Source organism: Pseudanabaena sp. PCC 6802, from assembly GCF_000332175.1.
Classification (GTDB): Bacteria; Cyanobacteriota; Cyanobacteriia; order Pseudanabaenales; family Pseudanabaenaceae; genus PCC-6802.
Map to the genome: position 1 here is coordinate 826,474 of NZ_KB235914.1, position 23,272 is coordinate 849,745.

Sequence of the window (23,272 nt, forward strand, 5' to 3'; positions counted from 1 at the left end):
GAGTCCTGAAGTACGTATTTACGCTGTTTCAGAGGCTCGATACACAAAATTCCGATCGCACCCGTAGTCCACGGTCAAGCCCCATCCTGGAACGATTTTCAACCAAGAAGTATTCGTTCGGCTTAGACGTGCGGTATTTCAACACTGTGTTGTAGTCGCCCTGACGTGCCTGGTGGTTGGCAGCCGTTTTCAAATCAATTTCATTGTCGCACCATCCAGCAAGATCGCGCAGATAGGCGCAGACCGGCGAGGGGCTAAGTCCGTTGTCGTTGTGGTTCCCAGATCCCATGAGGCAATAGCTGCCGATGCCGGCGCTCTTGACACTGTCACCATCACGTTCGCCGTAGTCGTACATGTCTGGGAAACGGCAAAGGAGATGGCCATTCTCGTGGCAGAATGTGCCGATGCTGAGATCGGCAGGCGTGCGTCCGAGGCTTGTCAGGAGATAGAGATCGGTTCTCATAGTGCCAAAGCGCAGATCGATATGCCAGTTGTGCGGCCACAACTCGCCACGATACTGTGTTTGGCCGGCATACATGATGTTGAGGGCATCGATGATATTCTCATTGCGCGAATCGAATTGCTTGAGATTGAGACCGTCTGCGACGGCGAGTCGAAGCGCCTCTTCGACCAGCAAATTGTTGACATAGAATTCGCGGTTCCTACTGAGAGTGTACGGGCCAGCAACGAAATTCGTGTATTTGAGTTTTCCGCTCGATACGCGATCGAAATATTCACGAGCCGAACAAATGTTGCCGTTGCGGTTGTAGTTCGCGCCGTTAAGCATCTCTTCTACGTCGGGGCGCGTAACGGTACTTGCGAGGTCTTGGAAATTCACCAGGATCGTTAAACCCTTGACCGTACCAATCGAGAGAACGCGACCCTCAAGCAGTCCCTGGTTTGGGCCTACGGTTCGCACTACTTCCGCCTCGCGTTGGCCTCCGGCCATCGCGGCGCGGCGCAACTTGCGAGCCCCGGCCCGTGCAACGATTGTTTCCTGCGATTCCTGTAGATGGCGCACCAATCCTTCGGGAACAGGTTCTGAAAGCGGTGTACCGGTCGAGCGGAAACTTCCGGCTGAGAGGCGGGCGTAGCAGAAAACGCCAAGCTCGTCGTCATAAATGGCCGAATACCCGTTCATATCCTCGTATCGTGCGTAATGCTCGTCGCCGAACACTTTGAGGGATATCTCTGGACCTTTCGACTGGCCGAATCTCAGGATTTCACCAAATATCGCGCTCATTTCATTACTCCTTATTTTATTTTGGCGTCGCCCCTGAACGCTGATCCATTTGCTGCGTTCGTTCCTCGATTTTTCGTATTCTGACCTCGTCGGATTCAGTCGCGTGCCGCTCCACGCCAGGCGGTGGGGGCGATGTTACGGAAATGCCTGTTGTTTCAAATCTGCCTCCGACAACCCGGGCGTAGCAGAACAAACCCAGCGAGTCGTCGTAGATGGCTGGAAATCCCTCTGGCGTTTCATACGTTGCGTAAAATTCGGTGCCTCTGACGATCAGGTCGACATCTGAACCGTTAGCCTGTCCTAGAGAAGCCTTTTCGCCGAACACACCTACCATGCGACGGTCATTCATACTTCTATTACGCCTCCTATGGGAGATCCAAATTAATTAATGGCACGTGATGTCCAACTAAATGTTTCGCAATATTAAAAATCGCAAAAGCATTTTAAGAATTATTAGAGCACAGCAGGCAAGTATTTGGTAGAAAAGCGAGAAAAAATTAACGTAACTCGTTCCCGCAGCGGTTCTATCAAGTCTATATCATTACAAGATGTCCATTAACATAGTTGGTTGATGTGGCGATCGCCTGACGAATCATGCTTTGGATTGCAGTTTTACCTCCAGAGCCTGACCGATCTCAATCACTCGTGCCATGTTAGCCGAAGCATATTCCGTCGCTTCATAGCGCTGGATTTGCTGCTCTTTAAGCCCCAATCGCTCCGCCAACTCCTTTTGACTTAGTTTAGCTGCAATACGAGCTTTAATTAGAGCAAGGGGTAACGCCTCTATAGAATCAAGACTAAAGACGAGTGGCTCGTCAGCAGGACGGTTAGTCAGCGCTTCGTACTCCACAATTTCTGCTTTCAGATCCTCGCACTGACTTTCCAGAGCCGTCATCTGGGCTTGCCACAGCAGCAAATTTTCCTGCTTTTTGTCTTCAGGATATCTAGCTAGCTCTGCTAATGCCTGCTCGAATTTCTGTACCTGCGCCTTGGTGATGCGGTATCGAGCGCTTTCCGAATCGTATACTTATGGACATGATGCAATCTAAGCTGGACATCAAGCTATTGGGATGTTTTGCCCTGACCTATGGAGATACCCCCATAGCGGAACTTTCCAGTGGGCGATCGCAAGCCTTATTGGCATATCTGGTCTTGCATCGCCAAACTGCCCAACCCCGCCAGCGCATCGCTTTTTCCCTGTGGCCGGAATCAACAGACGAGCAAGCCAGGGCGAATCTCCGCAAGGAGTTAAGTCGGTTGCGCCATGCTTTGCCAAACCCAGACGAATTCCTGCACGTAGATGCAAAAATGCTGCAATGGTTGCCCCATGGTAACTTTACGCTGGATGTGGCGGGGTTTGAAGCAACTGTGCGGGCGGCAGAGCAAGCCCCCGATCGCAATACCGCCCGCGATCGCTTAGAACAGGCGATCGCGCTATACCAGGGAGACGTATTACCCGATCTCACAGATGAGTGGGTATTACCAGAGCGCGCGCGCTTGCAGCAAATGTACATGCAGGCACTAGAGCGACTGGTAAACCTGACGGAAGCACAACGCGACTACCGGGTGGCACTAACCCATGCCCAACAGATGTTACGAGTCGATCCGCTCAATGAAGCCGCCTATGTCAACTTAATGCGATTGTATGAGTTGCAGGGCGATCGCGCCAAAGCTTTGCAGGTCTACCATCAGTGCATGACCGTGTTGCGCGAAGAGCTGGGAGTCGATCCCAGCGTTGCCACGCGCAAGCTGTACGAACAGATCCTGATAGAAGAAGATGCACCCAAGCAGGTGGGCGTGACATCCCGCAGCAGCTTGTCCGTCCCTTCACCTTTACTGCCTTCGCGATCGCTAGCATTATCCCCATTAATAGGACGCGAGTCAGAGTGGGCGTATATGCAGGAGTGGGCAGGCGCGATCCTGTCTGGGAAGAGCGGTGCGAATAGTGGCAGTACGTTTGCGGGTGCAGTATCCCAAGTACTATTGCTATTGGGAGAACCGGGAATTGGCAAAACGCGCTTGCTAGAGGAATTGCAAATACTAGCGCAGCAAGAGAGCGCTCTAGTAGTTTGGGGGCAAAGCTTTGCGGCGGAGATAATGCGCCCCTATGGCATCTGGATTGATGCATTTTAACAGCCCGGTTACGTCAGCACAGATGCTGTCATACAGCGGCTCGCGTTTGGCGGAAATCGGGCGAGACATGGCACGGGCAGAAGCTTTGTTCCTGGAGGCACAGGCACAGGCAACGAGAGTAGGGTTGGAGCTTTGCGATATTTACAGCGGGTTGGGAATCGTACACCGTCACTACGGTCGCTATTCCGAAGCGCGATCGCTACTCCAGCAATCATTGCGACTAGTACGAGCAGAGCAAGACCATTGGCGCGAGTGTACGTACCTCAGCTATCTGGCGATGACGGAATTGGAAGGCGGCGATCCATTGGCAGCTTTGCCTTACTGCGATCGGATCTTGCTAGTTGCCGATAAAATCAAAGGTGAAGGGAGCGAGGCAGCGATTGCCAATGCACTGGCGGCGTTAGTTCGCTATCGGTTGCAGTATCCCAATGCGGCGGCGGAGTTAGCGCAGGCGATCGCCACTTTGCAACAAGTCGATGCCAAGCGCATTCTAGCTTATGCTCTGATTGGAGCAGCGGCAGTCGATCTGCAATGCGATCGCTTGGAATTGGCGGTACGTCGAGCTGAATCTGCCTTGGAGAACGCGCAAATCATCAATCATCCTGGTGAGATTGCCCTCGCATGGGCAATTCTGGTACAGGGATTGTTAGGATTAGGAGAAATAGAACGAGCGAAAGTACAATTTGCAGCAGGTTATCCAACTCTCGATCGCCAAAATTTGAGCTTGCTTGCCCAAACCGCAGTCGATCGAGTACTAAACCAAATTCAAGATAGCAATACAGGATGACGCGCTACAGTTAGCGCCTAAAGGAGGTCAATATGTCGCTGGTAATTGTAGAAACCCTGGCAGATTCGCCGCTCGTCCCCGAAGAACCAACTGAAACCGATTTGCGGGTTTTGGGCTGTTTGACAGAACGTCAGTCAACATGGCGTTATTCGTTACTATCTCACGATCGCCTGCGTATGATTTGCACGTTTGATGCGCCCGATGTGGAATCCGTGCGAGAGTCTTACCGCAAAGGTGGTGGAGTATTTACGCGCATGTGGGCAGGCGAACCGATCGAACCAGAAGGGGTGCAACCACAAAGGAATACCAGCACTCTGAAAGTAGCTGAGGCTACCTTCCCAAATGGCTTTACGCAAGCAGAGTGGGATGCAGGAACTCGACGTGCGCTACCCTGCTACGCCGAACGTGGGTCAGAGTTCATCCAATCCTACTTGTCCCTCGATCGCACCCGCCTTATTTGCGAGTTCAATCCCCCCGATGCGGAGGTGATTCGCCAAACTCGCTACAAGCTAGGCATTCCCTGCGATCGCGTCTGGTCGGCAATGGTAATCTCACCTTAGGAGCAAGCTCATGACAGATTGGTATAACGAGGATCTTGCCTATATCCATGATGTTGGCTATAGAGATTACGCGCTGAAGTCTATGCCGGGGATTCTAGAAATCTTGCAACACGACAACATCTCAACTGGGTTAATTATAGATTTGGGGTGTGGTAGCGGACTCTCCACCGAAATCCTAGATCGGAATGGCTATCAGGTGCTAGGTATTGATATTTCCGGTGCAATGATTGAAATTGCCAAGACCAGAGTGTCAGCGGCTGAATTTCGCGTGGAATCGCTTTTTACCGCAGAAATCCCACCCTGTGCTGCGGTAATTTCCATTGGGGAATGTTTGAATTATCTATTCGATGCTAATTCCGATGCAATCCTGGATGCGTTGTTTCACCGTATCTATAATGCCCTACCCATTGGTGGTACGTTTATCTTTGATGCCGTTATACCTGGGCAAGTGCGCCCAGGAGAAATCGTGAAAAGCTTTACAGAAGGTCAGGATTGGATTGTCCTCTTAGAGAAGCAAGAGGATTTAGAGCAACAAATTCTTACTCGTCGCATTATTACCCTGAGACAGGTCGGCGACCTCTATCGCCGCACCGATGAAGTGCATCGCCAGCGATTATTCAACGCACAGCTATTATCTGAAGCCTTGGGCAAAATCGGATTTCAAGTGGAAATGCGCGATCGCTACGGGCAGTTTAGCCTGCCACCTGCCCGCGTTGCCTTCATTGCCCGCAAACCAACAGGAATTATGTAAAGCGATCGCGCGGTGCAACTATTGCAAGAGCAACTAAGGGCGACAACCAGACAAAGCTGAAAAGTGGAAAGGGGCGATCGCCCAATCCCACCACTTGCATTCTGACTACTGCCATGTGGCAGTGACAAACTTGAAAGTATCCCTGATAATGGTAATACCTATATTCTGGAGGAGAATCTATGGCTCCAGTTATTTCCGAAAAAGTCCGTTGGACGATCGCCGATTTAGAAGGTTTTCCCGATAACGGCAATTGTTACGAGATTATTAATGGAGAACTGTTTGTGACCCGCGCTCCACACTTAGACCATCAGGATATTATCGGTTTAATTTATGCAGCATTACTACAATGGTCACTTTCAAGCGGGTTGGGTAAACCTTTTATCGCACCAGGCATTATATTTTCTGAATCTGACGCGGTGATTCCCGATCTAATTTGGATTAGCCATGAACGGCGATCGCAATTAACTGATAGTTCGGGTCATCTGACAGATGCTCCAGAACTGATTGTTGAAGTTTTGTCTGATACTGAAAAAGATAAAAAACGCGATCGCGAAACTAAATTAAAACTATATTCTGTTGAAGGAGTATTTGAGTATTGGATTGTCGATCGCCAACAACAAGCGATCGAAGTTTATCGACGAGAGAATGGCATTCTCAAGAAAGCTATGACTTGGTTTAAGGCAGATCGGATCGTGAGTCCACTATTGCCGGGATTTAGTTGCGAAGTAGCATCTCTATTTTAAAAGAACGGATAAAGTTAGCAACCAGTCAAAGCAGTAAAAGAGATATTTTAATTTATAAAAATAGCCCGTAAACCGATTTTAAGTTAGGGATCGGTAAAGGATCGCTTTGGGGACGGTTTCGGATCGGTGCGATCGATATTCTGACAAGTACACGACTTGGAAGGTTATTCAAGCCGAGGACAGAATGTCAGATGAGTCTAAGCAGGCATAAGCACCTCCAATACCTGAGCTATAGAACGTCCGTTGGCAAACAAGCCATGAGCCAACTCCAGTAGTTGAGCAAGCGCTTCACGCGAGAGGGAATGGAGCTTCTGCCCGATGGTTTGCGTTCCCTTAGCAAACGAAAAACTTTCCGATTTTCCGCCCGAGCCCGTTACGCGTTGGAGCAAAGACTGCGCTAGACAACATAAACGCAAGTGGCGTTTGACCGCTTGCTGGTTGCGTACCTGAGCCGCTTCCAATCCTGTAACTTGCTTGCAGAACTCATGAAAGACTTCACAAGACCAGCGATAGTTCCAAGTTTCCATGATGCGCGTGCTTTCCCAATGTTGGGCATCCGTGAGTAAAAAGCGCGGGGCATCACCCAAGTCCGACTGCTCGTGTACAATGACCAAACGCTTGCGTCCATAGCGTTTCAGCCGTATCACTTTCGTAAATGCCCACATGGTCTTACTTTGACCATTACGACAGGCGATCGTCACAGCCCGAAAGCTCTGAGGATGCTGAGACCGTAACAGGGTGGCGACAGCATCAACTCGTTGCCACTGGTTATCCCAAAGGATATGTCGCGATGATTCAATTTCGCTGACCCAGTGCTTGCCCTTACTTTCAATCAAACGCGTCAACTCCAGGGTCAATACGCCGTTGTCAAAAGCATAGTGGGCGTTGGGGAACTGTCCCTCTGTTTCCAGTTGTTCCACGAGGTCTCGCACGATTTCCGTGCGTTTACGATACTCCAGCCGATTGCTCTGGTAGCTGATTAACTCGCTCAGACGCGCCATTACCTGCCCCATCTCCGTGTAACTCTGTTGTGCGCTCATCTGCAAATATGCTTTCTCTGCCTCCTGCCAATTCGGTGGTTGCACTACCACGTCTAACCCATCGATATACTCCCGATTGGAGATTACTGCAGTCACCACTGTTTGGTAGTTGCTCATGCGATGCTCTACATAATCGTAACTGCGTTTGACTCCAAAGATTTCTTTGCCCCGTTCGTGATGTGCCAACGTCCAATCCAGGCTGATTACCTCTTTCCCCTTGCCTTGATGCTCCGATGATAATGTCTCCCGATGCTTTTGCATTAACTCTTCGCTATCCCACCCTGCCTCAAACACTGCCTCGTGCATTGCCCGTCGGCTCACGGCTTCTCCCTCTGGCCACACTATTTGGCTGTGGATCCCTTGTAATGTCTTGTTGGGACTTAGAATCAAACCATTGACATATCGACTGACGTGGTTAAATCCCTCTTCGCGACAAAACACGCTGCGATATGCCTGCATCCCTTTAGCTATGGTTGGTGCTACTCCTACCAGGCTGAAAAAAGGTAATAACATTGGCAAAACAAGGCTTTTTCGTCGTTTATTCCTTCATCTTAGCCTTTTGTTGCCCTTTTTAGACCTTACCTGCTTAACCTTCCAAGTCGTGCAAGTAGATGCTGCCACCAATGGAACACCAGTCTACTACGCGATCGATTGTGCCCACGCCACCCATTTTGCTGGGGTACTGACCCCTGGTGAATCCTGGGATGACGTTGTTTCCCAATGCGGGACATCTCGTACATATGGCCTCCCATATCTATATCCGCACCGGGCGCTATCACGATGCCGTCTTGTCCAATCAACGGGGCATCAAGGCAGACAATGCCTACCTGGCTCAAACCCCAGCGCAGGGGATTTATCCGCTCGCCTATAAGCCCCACAATCACCACTTCCTCTGGTTTGCAGCGCTGATGACCGGCCAAAGTAAGATTGCTTTAGAAGCCGCCGAACAAACCGCCAACGTCGATCCTAAACTGATGGTAGAAGGGGAGCTAGCCGGAGCCTTGCAGCACTATTCACTGATTCCCCTGTTTACCCGACTGCGGTTCGGCCAGTGGGATGAAATTTTAGCAGCATCGGCACCAAAACTTCCCTATCCCAAAGGCATCTGGCACTATGCGCGGGGCAAGGCATTTCTGAGCAAGGGACAAACAACTCAAGCAGTTTGGGAGCTTAAACAGTTGCAGGCGATCGCTGCCAACCCCACCCTTAAAGATCTCAAAATCTGGGGCTTTAACAGCACCGCCAGTGTCCTGGACATTGCCGCAACCGTGCTATCTGGCGAACTAGAGGCTCAAGCGGGGCAATATGAGAAGGCGATCTCCCATCTACAAACTGCCGTTAAACTTGAAGATGCGTTGGTTTACACGGAACCAGCAGACTGGTATCAATCCACCCGTCAGGTACTGGCACGAGTATTGCTCAAGGCAGGAAAGGCAAGGGAAGCGGAACAAGTCTATCGAGCCGATCTGAAAATCTATCCTGAAAATGGGTGGTCTTTGTACGGTTTGTCGCAAAGCCTGAAAACTCAAGGCAAAATAACAGAGGCGCGATCGCTCCAAACTCGATTCCAAGCAGCTTGGAAGTACGCCGATATTCCGTTAACGGTCGCACGGTTTTAATCCACAAACAGGTTAGGGAATTACGGTTAAATAATGTCCAAGTTGGTATAACGCTTTAGAGCTTCTTGAAATATCTGGCAACCGGCCACAGTCCAAAGCCTGCCTTTTCATAGGTGCGGCGTGCTGGGGCATGGCCGGGATCGCTTCCAGTTTCAACCATTGCAATAGACATGCCAGCGTCTTTCATCCAAGCAAGCGCAAATTCTATCAAAGCGCTTCCAGTGCCTTGACCTTGAAAGTCCGGATCGACAGCAACCATGTAGATTTCACCCATACTGTCCTCTAAGTGTAGTTTCACGACTACAAAGCCCGCAATAGAATTTGCATCGATCGCAACCCACACATTAGTATCTTCCGCAGTGCAGACATCCTCAACCGCTTTTTGCTGGCTCGCATGCCAACCATCGGGATAGAATGCGCGGTACACGTCTGCATCCATCGAGTTCTGAATCGATTTAAACACCGGAGTCCATGCTCGAAGTGAAAGACGAACAACGGCATCAAGGTGCTGAGGTTTGTACGATTCAATTTGCATTTCAGTATGAACCCCAGAATAAATCAGAATTATAGCTGATGAAGTCTAACAACTTTTATCTCCAAGGAGCATCTACTATGCCTCTAAAAATCGCAATTCCACTGCTTAATCGCATCTAAGTAAAGCTTCATGTCGTGGTCTTCTATTGCATCTAACCGACCTCCACCGTTTTTCTCAACCATTTCACGAAAAGATGTGAATGTGCCATCAACCGAATCAAGAAAACGGAACCACAGCCCAGGATCGTTATACAGTTTCTTCTCTTCTGAAATATATAGAAACGAACCAACATGACTGTAGCTCATAATGCGAGATGGTAATCGGGTAACTATATCATTATTGTTTTGAAAACGAAAAAAACGATATTTCGCCTCTACATTGAAGATTCGAGATGTTTCAAGAGTCATGGCGCGTGGCTGCCCAAAAGTATACGTCGATATGAAAGGCAAATCCATATGGATGAGTCTTGCCGCAGCAATAGTCGCCATAGCGCCTCCCAAGCTGTGACCTGTTAAAAAGAGAGGTCGTTTTTTTCGATCTTTCAAAGTTTTGTACTTCTCAAATAATTCTTGCCAAACATCGCTGACCGAATTCCAGAAACCACGATGAAACTCCCCAAATATGGCTCTTTCAGGAAACATATTCAAGTTGTCTAACCAATCAGTAATTTCATCAGTACCTCGGAAAGCAAAGCAAAGATAGTTTTCATGTTCTATTAATGCTGCTTGGGCACTGTTTTTAGAAACACCGAAAATCTCAATAAAATTTTCATCTTCTTCCTTTAAATTTTTAAGGATTTTAACTTCGTCTGGAGCAGGATTGTTGTCTGACTCCCTGGTGTAAATTTGTCCAGCAATTCTTGCCATCCAATAAGCATTAGGTTTACTCAGAGCCGTTGTGTATTGTTCTACATTATTCATGAATTTTTCCTGGAATTAAAAAAGCCATTGAGGCAGAAAGCTCATATCCTTCATTTAAGGTTATACGCAGTCCGCTCTAAAAATAGTCATTATGCAGAAGATTTCTATTCAATCTCCTCATTTTAAGGAAATATACAGGTAGTTTTTCGATCGCTGCTTCGATTACAGAAACGATTACAGAAAGTCGTTCCTCTAAAAAAGTGTTGTTTGTTATTCGTGCCTGAAAAAGTAAAAAGTTTTGTTTATTTCTCACAAAAGTGCCTCTTACCGCTCTAGCATTTATCTTTGTTAGGATTTGTCTAGTAATTGTTAAGGTGCATATGAACTCTGCCACCGATTTAGCTGACCTGCGTATCTACGACACCACGCTGCGCGATGGCGCACAGTGCGAAGGGCTGTCCCTCTCTGTCGAAGATAAGGTGAATATTGCCCACAAGCTAGATCGACTCGGTATTCCCTTTATTGAAGGGGGCTGGCCGGGGGCAAATCCCAAAGATGGTGAATTTTTTCGCCGCATCCAGGAGCAGCCACTGATGCAGGCGGAGGTTGTAGCATTCTGCTCCACGCGGCGACCCGGGATCGTAGCTAATGAAGATCCCATGCTAGTGCCAATTGTGGCGGCTTCTACGCGCTGGATTACGGTATTTGGGAAATCCTGGGACTTGCACGTCACGGAAGGGCTGCGTACCACCCTGACGGAAAATCTGGAGATGATCGCAGATACGATCGCCTACCTCAAACAACGCGATCGCCGCATCGTCTACGATGCCGAACACTGGTTCGATGGCTACAAGCACAATCGCGAATATGCCATCTCTACGCTCAAAGCTGCCGTCGATGCGGGCGCAGAATGGCTGGTGCTGTGCGATACCAACGGCGGCACGCTGCCGGACGAAGTGGGAGCGATTACCAGGGCGGTGAAAACCTGGGCAGAGGCATATGGCGATCGCGTCCAAATAGGCATTCACACCCATAACGATTCTGGTGTGGCCATCGCTAATGCGCTTGCCGCCGTACAAAATGGGGCAACGATGGTGCAGGGGACGATCAACGGCTATGGCGAACGCTGCGGTAATGCCAATCTCTGTACGTTAATTCCCAACCTGCAATTAAAAATGGGGCGATCGTGCATTGCCCCCAGCCAACTGCAACTATTGACAGAAGTGTCGCGCCAGATTAGCGAGATCGTGAATTTGGCACCGGACGATCGCGCGCCCTTTGTAGGACTCTCCGCCTTTGCCCATAAGGGAGGCATTCATGTCAGTGCCGTGCAGCGCAATCCCATCACCTACGAGCATATATCGCCCGAAAGCATCGGCAATCGGCGGCGCATTGTCATTTCCGAGCAAGCGGGCTTGAGTAACGTGCTATCCAAGGCTGAGTCGTGCGGCATTAAGCTGCAAAAGGACGATCCCGCCTGCCGTCAGATTCTGCAACGCATGAAGGACTTAGAGCAAGTGGGTTACCAATTTGAAGCGGCGGAAGCCAGTTTCGAGCTACTGATGCGCGATGCCATCGGCGATCGCCCTTGTTTCTTTAAGCTGAATGGATTTCAAGTCCACTGCGATACCTATTGCGATGAATACTCCTGCGGTGCCGTCAGCGCCCTAGCTACAGTCAAGATTACGGTCAAGGGCGAGCAAAAACTGACGGCTTCGGAGGGCAACGGGCCGGTCTCGGCGCTGGATTCGGCTCTGCGCAAGGCGTTAGTGGATTTTTATCCCGCGATCGCTACCTTCTATCTCACTGACTACAAAGTGCGGATTCTCAACAGCAATGCCGCCACCTCTGCCAAGACTCGCGTTTTGATCGAATCGAGCAACGGTTCGCAGCGCTGGACGACCGTTGGCGTGTCGGGCAATATTATCGATGCGTCTTACCAGGCTTTAGTAGAAGGATTGGAATACGGTCTGATGTTAGCGGGTTTGCATAATCCTGTGAGTGCGGTAAAATGCCCTGATTAAGGAAATTTCCAGAAAACAAAATCTCTGTAGGGGCAGGTTTAGCCCAAATCCAATGGTTATAGTCTGGAATTTACTCCAAAACCTGCCCCTAAACTAGGGGTATGTTTTCTCTCAGAAATCTCCTATGCCTAAATTCAACATGCGCCAGTTTTCGAGGCGATCTCTCAATACATGGACGATCCTAATAGCCAGCCCAATTCCTACGAGAAAGCCCTAACCGACATTACAGAAGATTTAGCGAATCTCCGTGCCAATTTGCTGGGTAAGCTGGGGCGCGAGATTATCAGTCTGCAAACTCAGAAAAGCGAGCTGACCGAAGACATTCAAAAGCTGCAAGCACAGAGAAAAGAAGTTGAGGTGCAACTGATCGCCGAGCAGGGTTTAAGCGCACAGGACATACAACGGCAGCAGTGGATCGAACAACTGGCTCAGTCCATTGCGGTACATCTGAGAGCCGAAGTAGATGCCAGCAATGCCCAGTCGATGCAGCGACACTCGGATACGATCGAACGTTTGACTGTAGATCTAGACAATACGTTGCAAGTGGTGTTTCAGTCCTTGCAGCGAGATATCGAAACCTATCAAAATGACTGGGAGCGCCAGATGCAGCGCATGCACGGTCAGCGGCAACAGGCCGAGCTATTACTCGCTGCCCTGATCGAACGCATAGACCAGCAGTTGGAACGCGCTAAAGCCCTGGAGCAAGACGCAAGCGATCGCAGCCATATGGCTCTCCCCGCCGAAGTACAGGGGGGACAACAGACACAACCTATTATCTATGTCTCAGCATCTCCTCCTCCTAGCGCGGCTAGATCTGCTTTTGGGATTAGATCTATTTCTCACAACTGGTGGAAGGGTTTTCTACTGCTACTAGGAGCAGCGATCGCCCTATCCCTGCAAAATATCTTACTGCGGATTATTTTCGTCCCCGTTCGCATTTTCGGTAGCGTTCAGTTCGGCGGACTGGTTGGCGGCATAACCGCGAGCTTGTCAAATCCCAGTGCTGCGCACGCGATCGTCGTCCTGCTGTTGCGGATGGTCTTTGCCGTGCCTTTGATGTGGTTGGTAGCAAGCCAGGTGTTCCGTGTCAACGTGGCTAAGGATCTCAAGGGATTGCTCAAGCCAGAGCGTCGCCTGCTGCTAGCTAGAGTAGGTTTGAGTTCCCTGGTGCAATTTATCTCCTTCGTGCTGTTGTATATGGCGATCGCCTCAATGAAACCAGCGATCGCCACAGGATTGTTCTTTACTTTCCCAGCGGCTAGCATTCTACTAAACTGGATATTTTTCAGCGATCGCCCCCATGCTGGTAAATGGCAGGTATTTGCCACGATCGCTCTGGGGGGGATGCTGATCTACAATCTCTTCGGGTTATTCGGTACTGCTGCGGACAAGCTCAACCTGTGGGGTGGAGTGGCTGCCATATCGTCGGGTATTACTTTTGCCATCTATTTACTTACGTCGCAGGCCTGCTTTCGGCAAATCAATCCTGTTTCCTTCACGACAATTAACTTTGCCATGCTCCTGGGTTTCAGTATTCCCTTCACTCCTTTCTTCTGGTCGTCATTCTCGCCCAGTCCTGGTTTGTGGGGGATGGGAGCGGCGATCGCCTTGACTACGGTATCGGGGTACATCCTGACCCACTTTGGCACGAAGTTGATGGGGGCGGCACAAGCCTTGATTGTCAGTGCCAGCAGCCCAGTCCTTACAGCGGTGCTGGCGCTCGCGATCTTATCGGATAGTTTGTCTTTATCGCAGGCAATCGGCATCTGCTTGGTTTCGGTTGGCATGGGATGGCTGAGTTGGCAGAGCATCGGTCGCAAACAGCCCGGATCGGCTTAGATCCTGTTTTTAGGCTTTAGTTTTGATATAAGCGATCGCGTGCTGCCAGATCACCATGCTGTGGGTAGCCCCACCATCACTGGTGTGAATGCAAAGACAATGCTCGTCGATCCACTTCACTTGTCCCTGGATTAGATCGCCCGTGAGGAGCTTTAGCTCTGCGGCTTGATTTTCTTTAATCAGGTTGTGGACGCGACGAATGCTGGGTAGGGTAATATTCAGGTCTGACATCGATTGATTAACTCGTTGATTTGATAGCCATAGACAGATCGTTGATGTATAGCTATAGCCAATAGGCTTAGGACGGGGTGCAGGGGTTTCACCCCTGCGTGGGGGCGCAGCCCCCACACCCCCTGTTCTAACAGATCTGTCTACGGCTATATTAGCTATCTAAGCCAAGCCTAATTCTAACTTAAGTAGTTCGATTGACTCGCTGGCAATGTAATTATCGCAGTAGATGACCTCAAGAGGGCGGATGCGTTCTGGTCGGATGATGGCGATCGCTTCGTCTAATTCCTGCCGACCTGAGTGCCCGGCGATCGCCAGATCGGCGCTGCGAGCCACCGTTTGCAAGCGATAGGTATCCTGCGGCAATACCGAAACCACCAAAATATCATCGCCGCGAATGCTATGAATCAGGCTCTCTGCCAGCCGTAGCGCCCCCGTACTGATCGATACTAAGCCAACATAACTACCTGCGGGCAAGTCGCGAATGCGCTGAATTTCTTTGCTGTAGTTGTAGATGTCGATCGCGATTACTCGCACGTTATGGCTGCCTGCGGCTTTACGGGCGGCATCCAGGTAAAACCGATTGGTAACTACAGTGCCAGCGCTAGTATGCTCTAAGACCTGTGGCAAATCCTCAAGCGGCACGATCTGGATGGGGATATCGAGGGCTTGCCCTAGTTCCATTGCCATTATTTTCGCAATGCCAGGATCTTCATGCCCAGAAACAACCAACAGTTGCGCGTTAAAACTCAGCCGCCAATCCACCTCTCGCGACATTAATTCCTTAGCTTTAGCGAGCGAACACCCAGCCGCTAACATCTTATCGAGGCATTCGCGCAATAGCTTTAAGGGTAACTCAGAAGCAGAAGTATTACTATTGCGATCGCTGACATAAATACCAGAACCGCCTCTGGCTTCGACCATACCTGTCTGTTTTAGTTGCTGATAAACTTTATTGATCGTGTTGCGATGCAGCCCCGTCCACTGAGCCAACTGTCGCGTGCTGGGGAGTTGCTGACCGGGTTGATATTGGCGCGTGGTAATGGCAAAGCTAAGCTGATCGTACAGTTGGGTAGAAGCAGAAATTTCGCTATCGGCCTTAATGAAGAACTGCACCATAGTTGTCTTGCCCAGAGCCTACAGGTTGCACTTAAAGATCGTACCGCTGTAGATTTGAAAGCAATTATCCCACAGACTCTCTTTCACTCGAAATAGATCGATTTTAGGATCTATTTCTTTGAGAAAGTCGGGATACGCTAAAAACATTTCCGCAAAATCGTTAAAGTCATCTTTACCTTCGACTTGAGGCATGGAGGTTGACAACCAGGCGCTCAAACTTTGCCAGCGCTCCTCTACAGTGGGAGCAATATGTTCGAACGATCGCTTGACCTCAAACTGGATGCCTTCGGCAAACTGGTAGCAATTATCGTGAAATCTTAAAATGCAATTTTGCGCTGGCAGGTGCAGATCGCAAATCCGCACCAGATCTAAAATCTCTTCTTTGCGCGCAAGCTGATGTTTGGCATCTACCGTGACAACCTCTCCATAAGTTGGCAAGAGACCGTATACCCGCTGGCTGACATCGCTCCAGTTGAACTTAATTGGATGCGCAGTGCTATCCTTACCAGGTTCGGGATTGCATACAGCATAAATTCCACTTTTATCCGGTGCTGGTTCAAAGTAGGCGACCGTATGCACGTTAATTGAGGAAATTGCGCTTAAGCTCGTCCACAGTGCTGGGATCCCGGCTTCAATTAGCTTTTGTCCGTAGAATTGCATTTCCCCCAAGCGCCCGATCCGCAAAACCTTGAGGTTGCGGCTGGGGATCTGGGTTTTGGCCGTGTACGGATCGATGCGAAAAATTTTAGCTAGCTTTGTTGCCGCCTCTTGCTTGCGATCGCTAGGGACGGGATGGATAGACAGAAAACCCAAATTTTGTCCGCCTACAGCGGCGATCGCCTGGGCGATGCCATCTTTGTGCTCTTTCAGATCGGCATCTTCAATCTCTTGCAAGCCCTTACGCGCCTGCGCTAGAAGCTTAGTCTGGGAGCAAGATTTTAAAACATCCCGATAGATTGCCTCTGCCCGATCGGATTTACCCTCAATTTTGTAGAGATCGGCGGTGGCGATCTGTACCTGTGGATCGTTGGGGTTAACTTTGAGGAGTTGCTGCAGTGTTTGAGTCGCTGCGGGCAGATCTTTGCGCCCCAATTGCTGCTCGAACACAGACATCAGATTTTCCAAGCCCATATTTTGCCAACTAATTGCGATTTTTATTAGTTCGTACCAAATCCCGATCTATTAGCCCTTTTCTTGGAGTCTGCACAGGCAGACTGTGTTTGTGTAGCCGCGACTTCTAGTCGCCAGGCAATGTAGGGGGTAATTGATGCAGATTTGGTATCAAAGCCAGTGTCGCAATTATACCCAACTCCACGAAATCGAACCACAGAGACGAGGTGCAATTTGCATACGACCAGAATCTCTGTGGTTAATTAAGCGGAGAAAATTGTATATACCGAAAAACTTCTAACTGCAAATTTGCTGTCGATCCCCTGTCCTTAGAGGACAGGTTTGGCTAGAAGTTATTGGATTTTACCACTGGCGATCGGGCAAAAACTGCCTCTACACCAATGAATTTTCCAGCAACAAAAAATCTAGAAGCGGAAGCCAACACCTGTTTGTACGGAAGTAGCGGTGCCACCTGTGGTGCGATAAGCGTCAAATGCAAAAATTGCATTGGCAAAAACGACCATATTGCTATTAGGTACGGTGTAGTCAACTCCAGGTTGCAGGACAAAACTAGATTTGTTGCCAACTGGGGTATTGGAGTTAGCTATTGCTGCTCCTACACCTAAGTAGACGTCGGTATCGAAGTTAATTGGTAGATCGTAGGAAATAGTTGGCACGACAGCCGTGTTAGTACCAATTAATACCTGGGTTCTTAAAGAAACTGGCATTTCTAGAAACTTATAGCGCAGGGCAATCACCCCGGCTGCGGTTTTGCCTTCACCGGCTCCTGGAGTGCCTTCACTCAGCCCAAAGCTGCCACCGACACCAATATAGCTACCGTAGGCGGGTTGCGCTTGGCTCGGTGCAGCCGCGATCGCTGAAATACAACCCAGTAGCCCAACTCCAAGTAGAACCTTGAACAAATTTTTCACAGACTTGTTCCTCGTATACGAAACTTTTGATTTAAAAGCAGTCAGCTTTGTTGCGTTGGATTCTAACAGAAGATTTTCCAAATAACACACTTACTCGCGGCAGATTTTTATAGCCGCAGTACAGATCGGTTAGTGCAGGGGCGGAACCCCGTCATAAGCTTGTTGGCTATAGCTATTAGATCGCGAGATTTGGTGTTTTTAACTAAAGCTCGAGCCACCCTAGTAGGATCGACGATTTTCACCCAAATTTGTTGCCTACCAGTTACAAATTCCTTAAGCTAGGTCGACTCTGTGGCATCTAAGGGGTAGTAGCCGCGCTCAAAAGCAAAGCGCACGATTTGCGAGCGATTGTCCAAATTCAGCTTAGTCATGATGCTGCTTAGATGAGTCTGCACCGTACGCGGACTTATCTGCAAGCGTTTGCCAATCTCTTTGTTGGTTAGCCCTTGTACCACCTGGCGAAATACTTTCTCCTCTGATGGAGTAAGGCCAAAGTTCGCGTTTGGTGCGGTGGGAGTATCGAATCGATCGGGGGAGATAATCGGCGGTACGATCTGCTGGTTGGGATTGTAAAAAACCATCTCTGTTTTGCCGAGGATGAGGCGATCGCTATGCTTAATCGCAACTGGGGCGATCAGGCGGTGTCCGTTGACAAAAGAACCATTACGACTGCCCAAATCTACCAGATAGAAATTACCAGCGCTTTCTTGCTCGCTGTCGGGCAAGTTGTTGGTATGAGATTTTGGCTCGGCCAAGCTAGATGTTTGCTCCAGGTTCGGATTAGCATAGCTGTCATTGTTTTCTGCAATAGGTTGGATGTGGCGATCGATAGGAGGCTCGATCGCTTTACCAACGAGTTGGATAGTGGCATGATTGCGAGATGCCCACTTATCATTCAGTACAATTGAATTGTTATACCCCCGCCCAATTGTCCAAAACTCAGCTTTTGTGAGGGCAACGAATTTCTCCCCATCTACAGTGTCAATTACTAGATGGGGAAAAGGGTATGTTGCATCTTTGTGAAGTTCAAACAAGAGTTTTATTCGCAACGCGACTATGGTGTAAGCATACCCAGGTTGCAACTTTTATCTGACAGGCTACAAATATTTGTATATTTGGGATTATAGCTATACGCGATGTGCATCTTTCCCCCATTCCCTAAATTCCTCTCCCAGAGCAGGAGAGGGACTTTGACCGATTCTGGCTCCCCTTCACCTGTCTTGGGAGAAGGGGCTGGGGGATGAGGGAGTACGTTAGTTGCACATTGCGTCATCTAGGAATTTGTAACCAGGGTGTTAATTTTGGCAAGAGCTACCGGAAAGTTATGGTTTGGATTGTTATTACTATAAATTTGCTGTTAAGCCTGGGCTTAATATGGGCTGCTTGGCAAGTTTGGCAACTGCGAGTTGCTTTGGCAGCAGCGGCTGATAGTGTAGATAGCTGGGCAGCCGCTTCGCAGAGGGGGTTATCGGTATCTCCTCCTGCTATTTTAATCGCGCAGAAAGGATCGGCTGCTTTAAAACAAAAGTATTGGGCATTCTTACCTCAGATCCAAAAAATTCAGCTAGTTTTATTTACTCTGGGGCAACTGCAATCTTTAATAAGATGTATGAGTTTATCCCCAAGGCATCGGCACAAAGCCCGACCTGAAAATTTAAAAAGGAGGGATCTCCATGTCAAACGGCGCGGGTAAATTTTTAGGTGGTTTTTTAGTTGGCAGCGCGATCGGCACTCTAGTAGGCTTATGGATCGCACCAAAATCTAGTAAGCGTACCAAGCGCTTGCTGCGTAAGTCTGCAAACGCCTTACCAGAAATTGCAGAGGAATTAACTGCTAACGTGCAGCACCAGGCCGATCGCCTGACAGAGTCCGCTCAGAAAACCTTAGTAGAAGCCCTGGAAAGATTGCAGACAGCGATCGCAGTAGGGCAAGCAGCTAGCCAGAAACTGCGTCAAGAGCTCAGCGTGTCGTTAACAGACTCCGAGCGCAATCCACCGGACAATGACTCTCTATGAATAATTCTCTATGAAAGAACCTATATTCTGGTTGGCATTGTCTTTTCTGCTAGTAGCAATTAGCCTGACGATCCTGCTTGCTAGCGCTATCCCAGCTTTTCGAGAATTGGCAAGAGCTGGTCGCAGCGTGCAAAAGCTCGCCGATGTCATCTCGCGCGAACTGCCGCCCACATTAGAAGCTATTCGCCTCACGGGTTTGGAAATCAGCGAACTGAGCGACGAGCTAAACCAGGGTGCCAAAAATGCTGGCGAGGCAGTCAAACAGGTGAATGAAGGAATTAAGGGTGCCAAAAACCAGGCGCAAAAAGCTTCGATCGCGACTCGCAGCGCGATCGCTGGCATCAAAGCTGGTTGGAATGCCTTCAGCCAACCCCGACGCTCCAGACGGCCATCCAGTCTCGCAAACGATTCTTCCCCCCCCAAACAACTACCACCCTTTGACGATAATTCGAGGTTCGATATAGAGCCAAAATAGTCGGGGAATGATGGGTTATAGAGGTTAGTCTTTTAAAGCATCAAGAAGTCTTATCAAATTAGGTAAGTCATTCTGCACTACATCCCAGATTGTCTCAACATCTACCCGATTATAGTCATGAACGAGGATGTCTCTCATTCCAGCAATATCACGCCAGGGAACTTCTGGATAATTTTGCCTAAACTCAGGCGATAATCGTTTTGTTGCCTCACCAATAACAAGAATGCGCCTGAGTACGGCATCCTGCTTTTCATTGTTAGACAGGAACTCATCCAAAGTAACACCTGCTGTATAGGCAAAGATTTTTCTAATCGCCTCAATAATATCTAGAATCGACTCTTTATCCCTCGGCATAAATAATCTTAGCGGAACCTAATATGTTTTGACGGCGGATGTAATTCGGATCGACTAAGATGGCAGACTTGCTAACAAGATCGACTTTCCGAGCGAACAAATCCTCAAGCTCATGTTTCATTCGGGCTTGTAAAATCAGATTCTTTCGAGCATTCTCGTCATAGGTAAACAGCACATCAACATCACTTGGGTGCTCTCCATTGACTCGAAAGTCATCCCTCAGAACTGAACCAAACAAAGCGATCTCAGCGATTTGCCATTTTTTGCAAAAGCTAGCAATATTATCCAGGGTCGCGTTCAGACGTTGAAAAACTAATTGCATCGGTACGGCACTAACAGCAATATCTACCTTAGGGTGCTGTTCTTGTTCGTCGTACTTACCTTCCCAGGCAAACGCGGTTCGCGTTTGCGATCGCGGATAAGATGTATTGGGGTCATGCATGGATTGCGGAGGCATGGGCTAGTCCTGAAGGGTAACGCTCTGCAAAAATTATAGCAATTGTGAGAGAATTCAAGCATCTCCTAGTTAGAGACTGGTGAATATGGCTAGTAATTGGCAATTAATTCCACCTGTAGAACCGCCAACCTGGTTAGTCGATCGCGCGGGTATCTATGCCGCCCAGTTACTTTGGCAGCGGGGATGGCGCGATCGCGATCGCGTCGAAGCATTTCTCGATTGTGCAGCCTATACGCCCACAAGCGCGGTTGCCTTTGGTGCCGAGATGCAACAGGCAGTTAAGCGCATTAAACAAGCTTTCGAGCGCGATGAGAAGGTGTTGATTTGGGGTGACTTTGATGCGGATGGGATTACAGCTACATCCGTCTTGTGGGAAGGTTTGGGACAATTCTTTCCTCAGGAGCGCAGATTGTTTTATTACATCCCCGATCGCCTGGTGGCATCTCATGGATTATCGCAAGCGAGTATCGAGCGACTGCACTCCGAACATAATTGCCAGTTAATTATTACCTGCGATACGGGCAGCACTAACCTGGATGAGATTATTTACGCGCGATCGCTTGGCATCGATCTCATCGTTACCGATCATCACACTTTGCCTGCCGAGCGCCCGCCTGTGGTAGCGATCGTCAATCCGCGCTATCTAGAACCTACTCACCCACTCTATCATTTATCAGGCGTGGCAGTTGCTTTCAAACTAGTGGAAGCTTTGTATGAGGGGATGCCGATCGATCGCACCGCAGTGGAGCCTTTAGAGAATTTACTCGATCTCGTCGCGATCGGTTTAGTGGCCGATCTGGTGCAGTTGGTGGGAGACTGCCGTTACCTGGCACAGAGGGGCATCGAGATTCTCCGCCAAAAACGCCGTCCCGGCATCAAGTCTCTATTAGAGCAGTGTAAAAAGGCTGGCGATCGCGCCATTGATATCAGTTTTGGTATCGCTCCCCGCATCAACTCCATCAGTCGCATCTGGGGCGATGTCCGTAAGTGCGTAGAGTTACTCACCAGTCAGGATCCTGAGATTTGCCAGGAATTAGCAGAGCTAGCAGAGCTGGCCAATACCGAACGCAAAGCACTGCAAAGGCGCATATTAAGTCAGGTAGAGCAAAAGATCGATCGGGTCGATTTATCTACTACAGGGATTCTCGTCCTAGACGATCCCCAATGGCCGGTTGGGATTTTAGGATTAGTGGCGGGGCAGGTTGCCAGTACCTACAATCGTCCCACTATCCTCTGTAATAGCGAAGCTGAATTAGCTCGCGGTAGCGCCCGTTCTATCGCGGGCATCGATCTGTACGAACTGATTAAGGGGCAGGAACATCTGCTCGCAAGTTTTGGGGGACATCCACTTGCTGCTGGGTTTAGCCTGCCCACAGTCAATCTCTCGCTTCTGCGCGAAGCTCTCAACCATCGCTTTTGGCAACATAACGGTCAAATGCAAATCCACCCTCTAGAGATCGATTTGAAACTGACAATTTCCGAACTCGGACAAAATCTATTTCGGCAGATCAAGCTACTCGAACCCTATGGCATGGGCAATCCCGCCCCTCGTTTTCTGATTTCCAACTGCCGCTTTGAGAATATCTTTAATGCCAATATCAAAACTTTTAAAGGGAAGAAGGTAGAATACATTCGCACAGAATTCGATCTAGTCGATCGCACGGGTAGAATCAAGGGCGACTGGTGGGGGCATTACAGCTACGAGTTACCCGCAGGTGAATGTAATGCAATCGTGGAATTAGTAGATAATCCCTCTAAACGAACTTATACAGTTCGTTTGATTGACTTTGTGGAATTAGCTGGCGATCGCGATAATTTAGAGAATAGTTTCAATCTCCCAGCTTATGCCAAGACGATTGCTACCCATCTCAGCATTCGCGAAGCAATTACCCACCAAGTCAAAATACTGGACTGGCGCGGTAAGTCGCAAACCGATTCCATCGATTCTATTGATATGAGTATTGATATGAGTGAAGTCGTTATTTGCGATCGCTGTCCCACCAGTTGGCGCGAGATCGAGTACTGGCTCGGTCGAGCTTCGAGCCACCACAAGCCCTTAGTCCTGACATACTCCCCACCCGAGCAAAGCAATGGTACGAAAGCCTGGCGTTTGCTCGTCGGGATTGCCAAATATCTCAGCCGCACGGGTAAGGCGATCTCCAGATCGCAACTGCGATCGCAACTCCATCTAGAAGATGCCGCATTGCAACTAGGACTGGACGCGATCGCCGCCTATGGTTGGCAAATCGCGCCAGATCGGCAAACTAACCCATCGTTGCAAATGCAGTTTGTAGATACGGCAGCAACGTCTCAAGAAACGGCAATTTGTGCCACCCAAAAATTCATCAATGCCGTCAACGAACTATCATTTCAACAGCGATACTTCGATCGACAATTATTAAGCCTTATAGCGGTTTATGCTATCACAGGCGAACAGTGCCATTAAAA

Annotated in this window: 25 protein-coding genes; 11 read left to right on the forward strand and 14 right to left on the reverse strand. The window is 49.2% G+C overall.

The features are described 5' to 3' along the window. Positions 1 to 28: 28 nt before the first annotated feature. From PSE6802_RS28340 to PSE6802_RS28345, 3 genes are all read right to left on the reverse strand, one after another. Entirely contained in the window at positions 29 to 1,243 is a 1,215-nt protein-coding gene (locus tag PSE6802_RS28340) for a M6 family metalloprotease domain-containing protein (protein WP_019499761.1), read from the reverse strand. Between the two features lie 16 nt (positions 1,244 to 1,259). Further along, complete coding sequence (locus PSE6802_RS0109180; RefSeq protein WP_019499762.1) at positions 1,260 to 1,592, reverse strand: hypothetical protein; 333 nt, start codon at positions 1,590 to 1,592, stop codon at positions 1,260 to 1,262. 243 nt (positions 1,593 to 1,835) lie between these two features. Continuing rightward, on the reverse strand, positions 1,836 to 2,159 hold the full coding sequence (locus PSE6802_RS28345; RefSeq protein WP_156815474.1) for a helix-turn-helix domain-containing protein: 324 nt from the start codon (positions 2,157 to 2,159) through the stop codon (positions 1,836 to 1,838). A gap of 119 nt (positions 2,160 to 2,278) precedes the next feature. On the opposite strand from PSE6802_RS28345, the gene PSE6802_RS0109190 reads away from it, so the two are divergent. From PSE6802_RS0109190 to PSE6802_RS0109205, 4 genes are read left to right on the forward strand one after another with little or no spacing between them, the layout of a single operon-like run. Next, positions 2,279 to 3,376 (forward strand): BTAD domain-containing putative transcriptional regulator, encoded by a 1,098-nt coding sequence (locus PSE6802_RS0109190; RefSeq protein ID WP_162139218.1) that lies wholly within the window; start codon positions 2,279 to 2,281, stop codon positions 3,374 to 3,376. Continuing rightward, on the forward strand, positions 3,351 to 4,163 hold the full coding sequence (locus PSE6802_RS0109195; protein ID WP_019499765.1) for a tetratricopeptide repeat protein: 813 nt from the start codon (positions 3,351 to 3,353) through the stop codon (positions 4,161 to 4,163). The genes PSE6802_RS0109190 and PSE6802_RS0109195 overlap by 26 nt, the downstream gene beginning before the upstream one ends. A gap of 32 nt (positions 4,164 to 4,195) precedes the next feature. Next, the gene (locus tag PSE6802_RS0109200; protein WP_019499766.1) at positions 4,196 to 4,723 is read left to right on the forward strand and encodes a nickel-binding protein; all 528 of its coding nucleotides are present in this window, start codon (positions 4,196 to 4,198) and stop codon (positions 4,721 to 4,723) included. A gap of 10 nt (positions 4,724 to 4,733) precedes the next feature. After that, the gene (locus PSE6802_RS0109205) at positions 4,734 to 5,474 is read left to right on the forward strand and encodes a class I SAM-dependent methyltransferase (RefSeq protein WP_019499767.1); all 741 of its coding nucleotides are present in this window, start codon (positions 4,734 to 4,736) and stop codon (positions 5,472 to 5,474) included. Here PSE6802_RS0109205 and PSE6802_RS35295 read toward each other — a convergent pair. Then, a complete protein-coding gene (locus tag PSE6802_RS35295; RefSeq protein ID WP_019499768.1) occupies positions 5,467 to 5,589 on the reverse strand; it encodes a hypothetical protein in 123 nt (40 codons plus the stop codon). The two genes, PSE6802_RS0109205 and PSE6802_RS35295, sit on opposite strands and share 8 nt — an antisense overlap. 64 nt (positions 5,590 to 5,653) lie before the next feature. Here PSE6802_RS35295 and PSE6802_RS0109215 point away from each other — a divergent pair, with 64 nt between their 5' ends. Beyond that, on the forward strand, positions 5,654 to 6,217 hold the full coding sequence (locus PSE6802_RS0109215) for a Uma2 family endonuclease (RefSeq protein WP_019499769.1): 564 nt from the start codon (positions 5,654 to 5,656) through the stop codon (positions 6,215 to 6,217). A 197-nt stretch (positions 6,218 to 6,414) separates the two neighbouring features. On the opposite strand, the gene PSE6802_RS0109220 is transcribed toward PSE6802_RS0109215, so the two are convergent. Further along, complete coding sequence (locus PSE6802_RS0109220; protein WP_019499770.1) at positions 6,415 to 7,770, reverse strand: transposase; 1,356 nt, start codon at positions 7,768 to 7,770, stop codon at positions 6,415 to 6,417. A 191-nt stretch (positions 7,771 to 7,961) separates the two neighbouring features. Here PSE6802_RS0109220 and PSE6802_RS28350 point away from each other — a divergent pair, with 191 nt between their 5' ends. Further along, positions 7,962 to 8,876: a tetratricopeptide repeat protein gene (locus PSE6802_RS28350; protein WP_019499771.1), complete on the forward strand. Its 915-nt coding sequence runs from the start codon at positions 7,962 to 7,964 to the stop codon at positions 8,874 to 8,876. 55 nt (positions 8,877 to 8,931) lie between these two features. On the opposite strand, the gene PSE6802_RS0109235 is transcribed toward PSE6802_RS28350, so the two are convergent. Further along, positions 8,932 to 9,411, reverse strand: a complete 480-nt coding sequence (locus tag PSE6802_RS0109235) for a GNAT family N-acetyltransferase (RefSeq protein WP_019499772.1) — start codon at positions 9,409 to 9,411, stop codon at positions 8,932 to 8,934. A gap of 83 nt (positions 9,412 to 9,494) precedes the next feature. After that, positions 9,495 to 10,331 (reverse strand): lipase family protein, encoded by an 837-nt coding sequence (locus tag PSE6802_RS28355; protein WP_019499773.1) that lies wholly within the window; start codon positions 10,329 to 10,331, stop codon positions 9,495 to 9,497. A gap of 320 nt (positions 10,332 to 10,651) precedes the next feature. On the opposite strand from PSE6802_RS28355, the gene cimA reads away from it, so the two are divergent. Continuing rightward, positions 10,652 to 12,295 carry a citramalate synthase gene (gene cimA / locus PSE6802_RS0109250; RefSeq protein ID WP_019499775.1) on the forward strand — a complete coding sequence of 548 codons (1,644 nt, stop codon included), beginning with the start codon at positions 10,652 to 10,654 and terminating at the stop codon, positions 12,293 to 12,295. Between the two features lie 171 nt (positions 12,296 to 12,466). Further along, positions 12,467 to 14,134, forward strand: a complete 1,668-nt coding sequence (locus PSE6802_RS0109255) for a DMT family transporter (RefSeq protein WP_019499776.1) — start codon at positions 12,467 to 12,469, stop codon at positions 14,132 to 14,134. A gap of 9 nt (positions 14,135 to 14,143) precedes the next feature. On the opposite strand, the gene PSE6802_RS0109260 is transcribed toward PSE6802_RS0109255, so the two are convergent. From PSE6802_RS0109260 to PSE6802_RS0109280, 5 genes are all read right to left on the reverse strand, one after another. Continuing rightward, positions 14,144 to 14,365 carry an Hfq-related RNA-binding protein gene (locus PSE6802_RS0109260; RefSeq protein WP_026103189.1) on the reverse strand — a complete coding sequence of 74 codons (222 nt, stop codon included), beginning with the start codon at positions 14,363 to 14,365 and terminating at the stop codon, positions 14,144 to 14,146. Positions 14,366 to 14,524: 159 nt separating this feature from the next. Next, positions 14,525 to 15,481 (reverse strand): GntR family transcriptional regulator, encoded by a 957-nt coding sequence (locus tag PSE6802_RS0109265; RefSeq protein ID WP_019499778.1) that lies wholly within the window; start codon positions 15,479 to 15,481, stop codon positions 14,525 to 14,527. Between the two features lie 18 nt (positions 15,482 to 15,499). Beyond that, the gene (locus PSE6802_RS0109270) at positions 15,500 to 16,594 is read right to left on the reverse strand and encodes a tetratricopeptide repeat protein (protein WP_036945956.1); all 1,095 of its coding nucleotides are present in this window, start codon (positions 16,592 to 16,594) and stop codon (positions 15,500 to 15,502) included. Between the two features lie 422 nt (positions 16,595 to 17,016). Further along, positions 17,017 to 17,523, reverse strand: a complete 507-nt coding sequence (locus tag PSE6802_RS0109275) for a hypothetical protein (RefSeq protein WP_019499780.1) — start codon at positions 17,521 to 17,523, stop codon at positions 17,017 to 17,019. Positions 17,524 to 17,801: 278 nt separating this feature from the next. Next, entirely contained in the window at positions 17,802 to 18,557 is a 756-nt protein-coding gene (locus tag PSE6802_RS0109280; protein ID WP_019499781.1) for a LuxR C-terminal-related transcriptional regulator, read from the reverse strand. A 639-nt stretch (positions 18,558 to 19,196) separates the two neighbouring features. Here PSE6802_RS0109280 and PSE6802_RS28360 point away from each other — a divergent pair. Next, positions 19,197 to 19,538 carry a YtxH domain-containing protein gene (locus tag PSE6802_RS28360; protein ID WP_019499783.1) on the forward strand — a complete coding sequence of 114 codons (342 nt, stop codon included), beginning with the start codon at positions 19,197 to 19,199 and terminating at the stop codon, positions 19,536 to 19,538. 10 nt (positions 19,539 to 19,548) lie between these two features. Next, positions 19,549 to 20,013: a hypothetical protein gene (locus PSE6802_RS0109295; protein WP_019499784.1), complete on the forward strand. Its 465-nt coding sequence runs from the start codon at positions 19,549 to 19,551 to the stop codon at positions 20,011 to 20,013. Between the two features lie 24 nt (positions 20,014 to 20,037). Here the strand turns inward: PSE6802_RS0109295 and PSE6802_RS0109300 are convergent, their stop codons facing one another. Then, positions 20,038 to 20,367, reverse strand: a complete 330-nt coding sequence (locus PSE6802_RS0109300) for a HepT-like ribonuclease domain-containing protein (protein ID WP_019499785.1) — start codon at positions 20,365 to 20,367, stop codon at positions 20,038 to 20,040. Continuing rightward, complete coding sequence (locus tag PSE6802_RS0109305; protein WP_019499786.1) at positions 20,354 to 20,824, reverse strand: nucleotidyltransferase family protein; 471 nt, start codon at positions 20,822 to 20,824, stop codon at positions 20,354 to 20,356. Before PSE6802_RS0109305 ends, PSE6802_RS0109300 begins: the two co-directional genes overlap by 14 nt. An 85-nt stretch (positions 20,825 to 20,909) precedes the next feature. On the opposite strand from PSE6802_RS0109305, the gene recJ reads away from it, so the two are divergent. Beyond that, entirely contained in the window at positions 20,910 to 23,270 is a 2,361-nt protein-coding gene (recJ, locus tag PSE6802_RS28365) for a single-stranded-DNA-specific exonuclease RecJ (RefSeq protein ID WP_019499787.1), read from the forward strand. Positions 23,271 to 23,272 lie beyond the last annotated feature (2 nt).

Bases quoted from the DNA above. Each gene is read 5' to 3' on its own strand.
- PSE6802_RS28340 (WP_019499761.1), bottom strand. From the start codon at position 1,243: ATGAGCGCGATATTTGGTGAAATCCTGAGATTCGGCCAGTCGAAAGGT.
- PSE6802_RS0109180 (WP_019499762.1), bottom strand. From the start codon at position 1,592: ATGAATGACCGTCGCATGGTAGGTGTGTTCGGCGAAAAGGCTTCTCTA.
- PSE6802_RS0109190 (WP_162139218.1), top strand. From the start codon at position 2,279: ATGATGCAATCTAAGCTGGACATCAAGCTATTGGGATGTTTTGCCCTG.
- PSE6802_RS0109195 (WP_019499765.1), top strand. From the start codon at position 3,351: ATGGCATCTGGATTGATGCATTTTAACAGCCCGGTTACGTCAGCACAG.
- PSE6802_RS0109200 (WP_019499766.1), top strand. From the start codon at position 4,196: ATGTCGCTGGTAATTGTAGAAACCCTGGCAGATTCGCCGCTCGTCCCC.
- PSE6802_RS0109205 (WP_019499767.1), top strand. From the start codon at position 4,734: ATGACAGATTGGTATAACGAGGATCTTGCCTATATCCATGATGTTGGC.
- PSE6802_RS35295 (WP_019499768.1), bottom strand. From the start codon at position 5,589: ATGGCAGTAGTCAGAATGCAAGTGGTGGGATTGGGCGATCGCCCCTTT.
- PSE6802_RS0109215 (WP_019499769.1), top strand. From the start codon at position 5,654: ATGGCTCCAGTTATTTCCGAAAAAGTCCGTTGGACGATCGCCGATTTA.
- PSE6802_RS0109220 (WP_019499770.1), bottom strand. From the start codon at position 7,770: ATGTTATTACCTTTTTTCAGCCTGGTAGGAGTAGCACCAACCATAGCT.
- PSE6802_RS28350 (WP_019499771.1), top strand. From the start codon at position 7,962: ATGACGTTGTTTCCCAATGCGGGACATCTCGTACATATGGCCTCCCAT.
- PSE6802_RS0109235 (WP_019499772.1), bottom strand. From the start codon at position 9,411: ATGCAAATTGAATCGTACAAACCTCAGCACCTTGATGCCGTTGTTCGT.
- PSE6802_RS28355 (WP_019499773.1), bottom strand. From the start codon at position 10,331: ATGAATAATGTAGAACAATACACAACGGCTCTGAGTAAACCTAATGCT.
- cimA (WP_019499775.1), top strand. From the start codon at position 10,652: ATGAACTCTGCCACCGATTTAGCTGACCTGCGTATCTACGACACCACG.
- PSE6802_RS0109255 (WP_019499776.1), top strand. From the start codon at position 12,467: ATGGACGATCCTAATAGCCAGCCCAATTCCTACGAGAAAGCCCTAACC.
- PSE6802_RS0109260 (WP_026103189.1), bottom strand. From the start codon at position 14,365: ATGTCAGACCTGAATATTACCCTACCCAGCATTCGTCGCGTCCACAAC.
- PSE6802_RS0109265 (WP_019499778.1), bottom strand. From the start codon at position 15,481: ATGGTGCAGTTCTTCATTAAGGCCGATAGCGAAATTTCTGCTTCTACC.
- PSE6802_RS0109270 (WP_036945956.1), bottom strand. From the start codon at position 16,594: ATGTCTGTGTTCGAGCAGCAATTGGGGCGCAAAGATCTGCCCGCAGCG.
- PSE6802_RS28360 (WP_019499783.1), top strand. From the start codon at position 19,197: ATGTCAAACGGCGCGGGTAAATTTTTAGGTGGTTTTTTAGTTGGCAGC.
- PSE6802_RS0109295 (WP_019499784.1), top strand. From the start codon at position 19,549: ATGAAAGAACCTATATTCTGGTTGGCATTGTCTTTTCTGCTAGTAGCA.
- PSE6802_RS0109300 (WP_019499785.1), bottom strand. From the start codon at position 20,367: ATGCCGAGGGATAAAGAGTCGATTCTAGATATTATTGAGGCGATTAGA.
- PSE6802_RS0109305 (WP_019499786.1), bottom strand. From the start codon at position 20,824: ATGCCTCCGCAATCCATGCATGACCCCAATACATCTTATCCGCGATCG.
- recJ (WP_019499787.1), top strand. From the start codon at position 20,910: ATGGCTAGTAATTGGCAATTAATTCCACCTGTAGAACCGCCAACCTGG.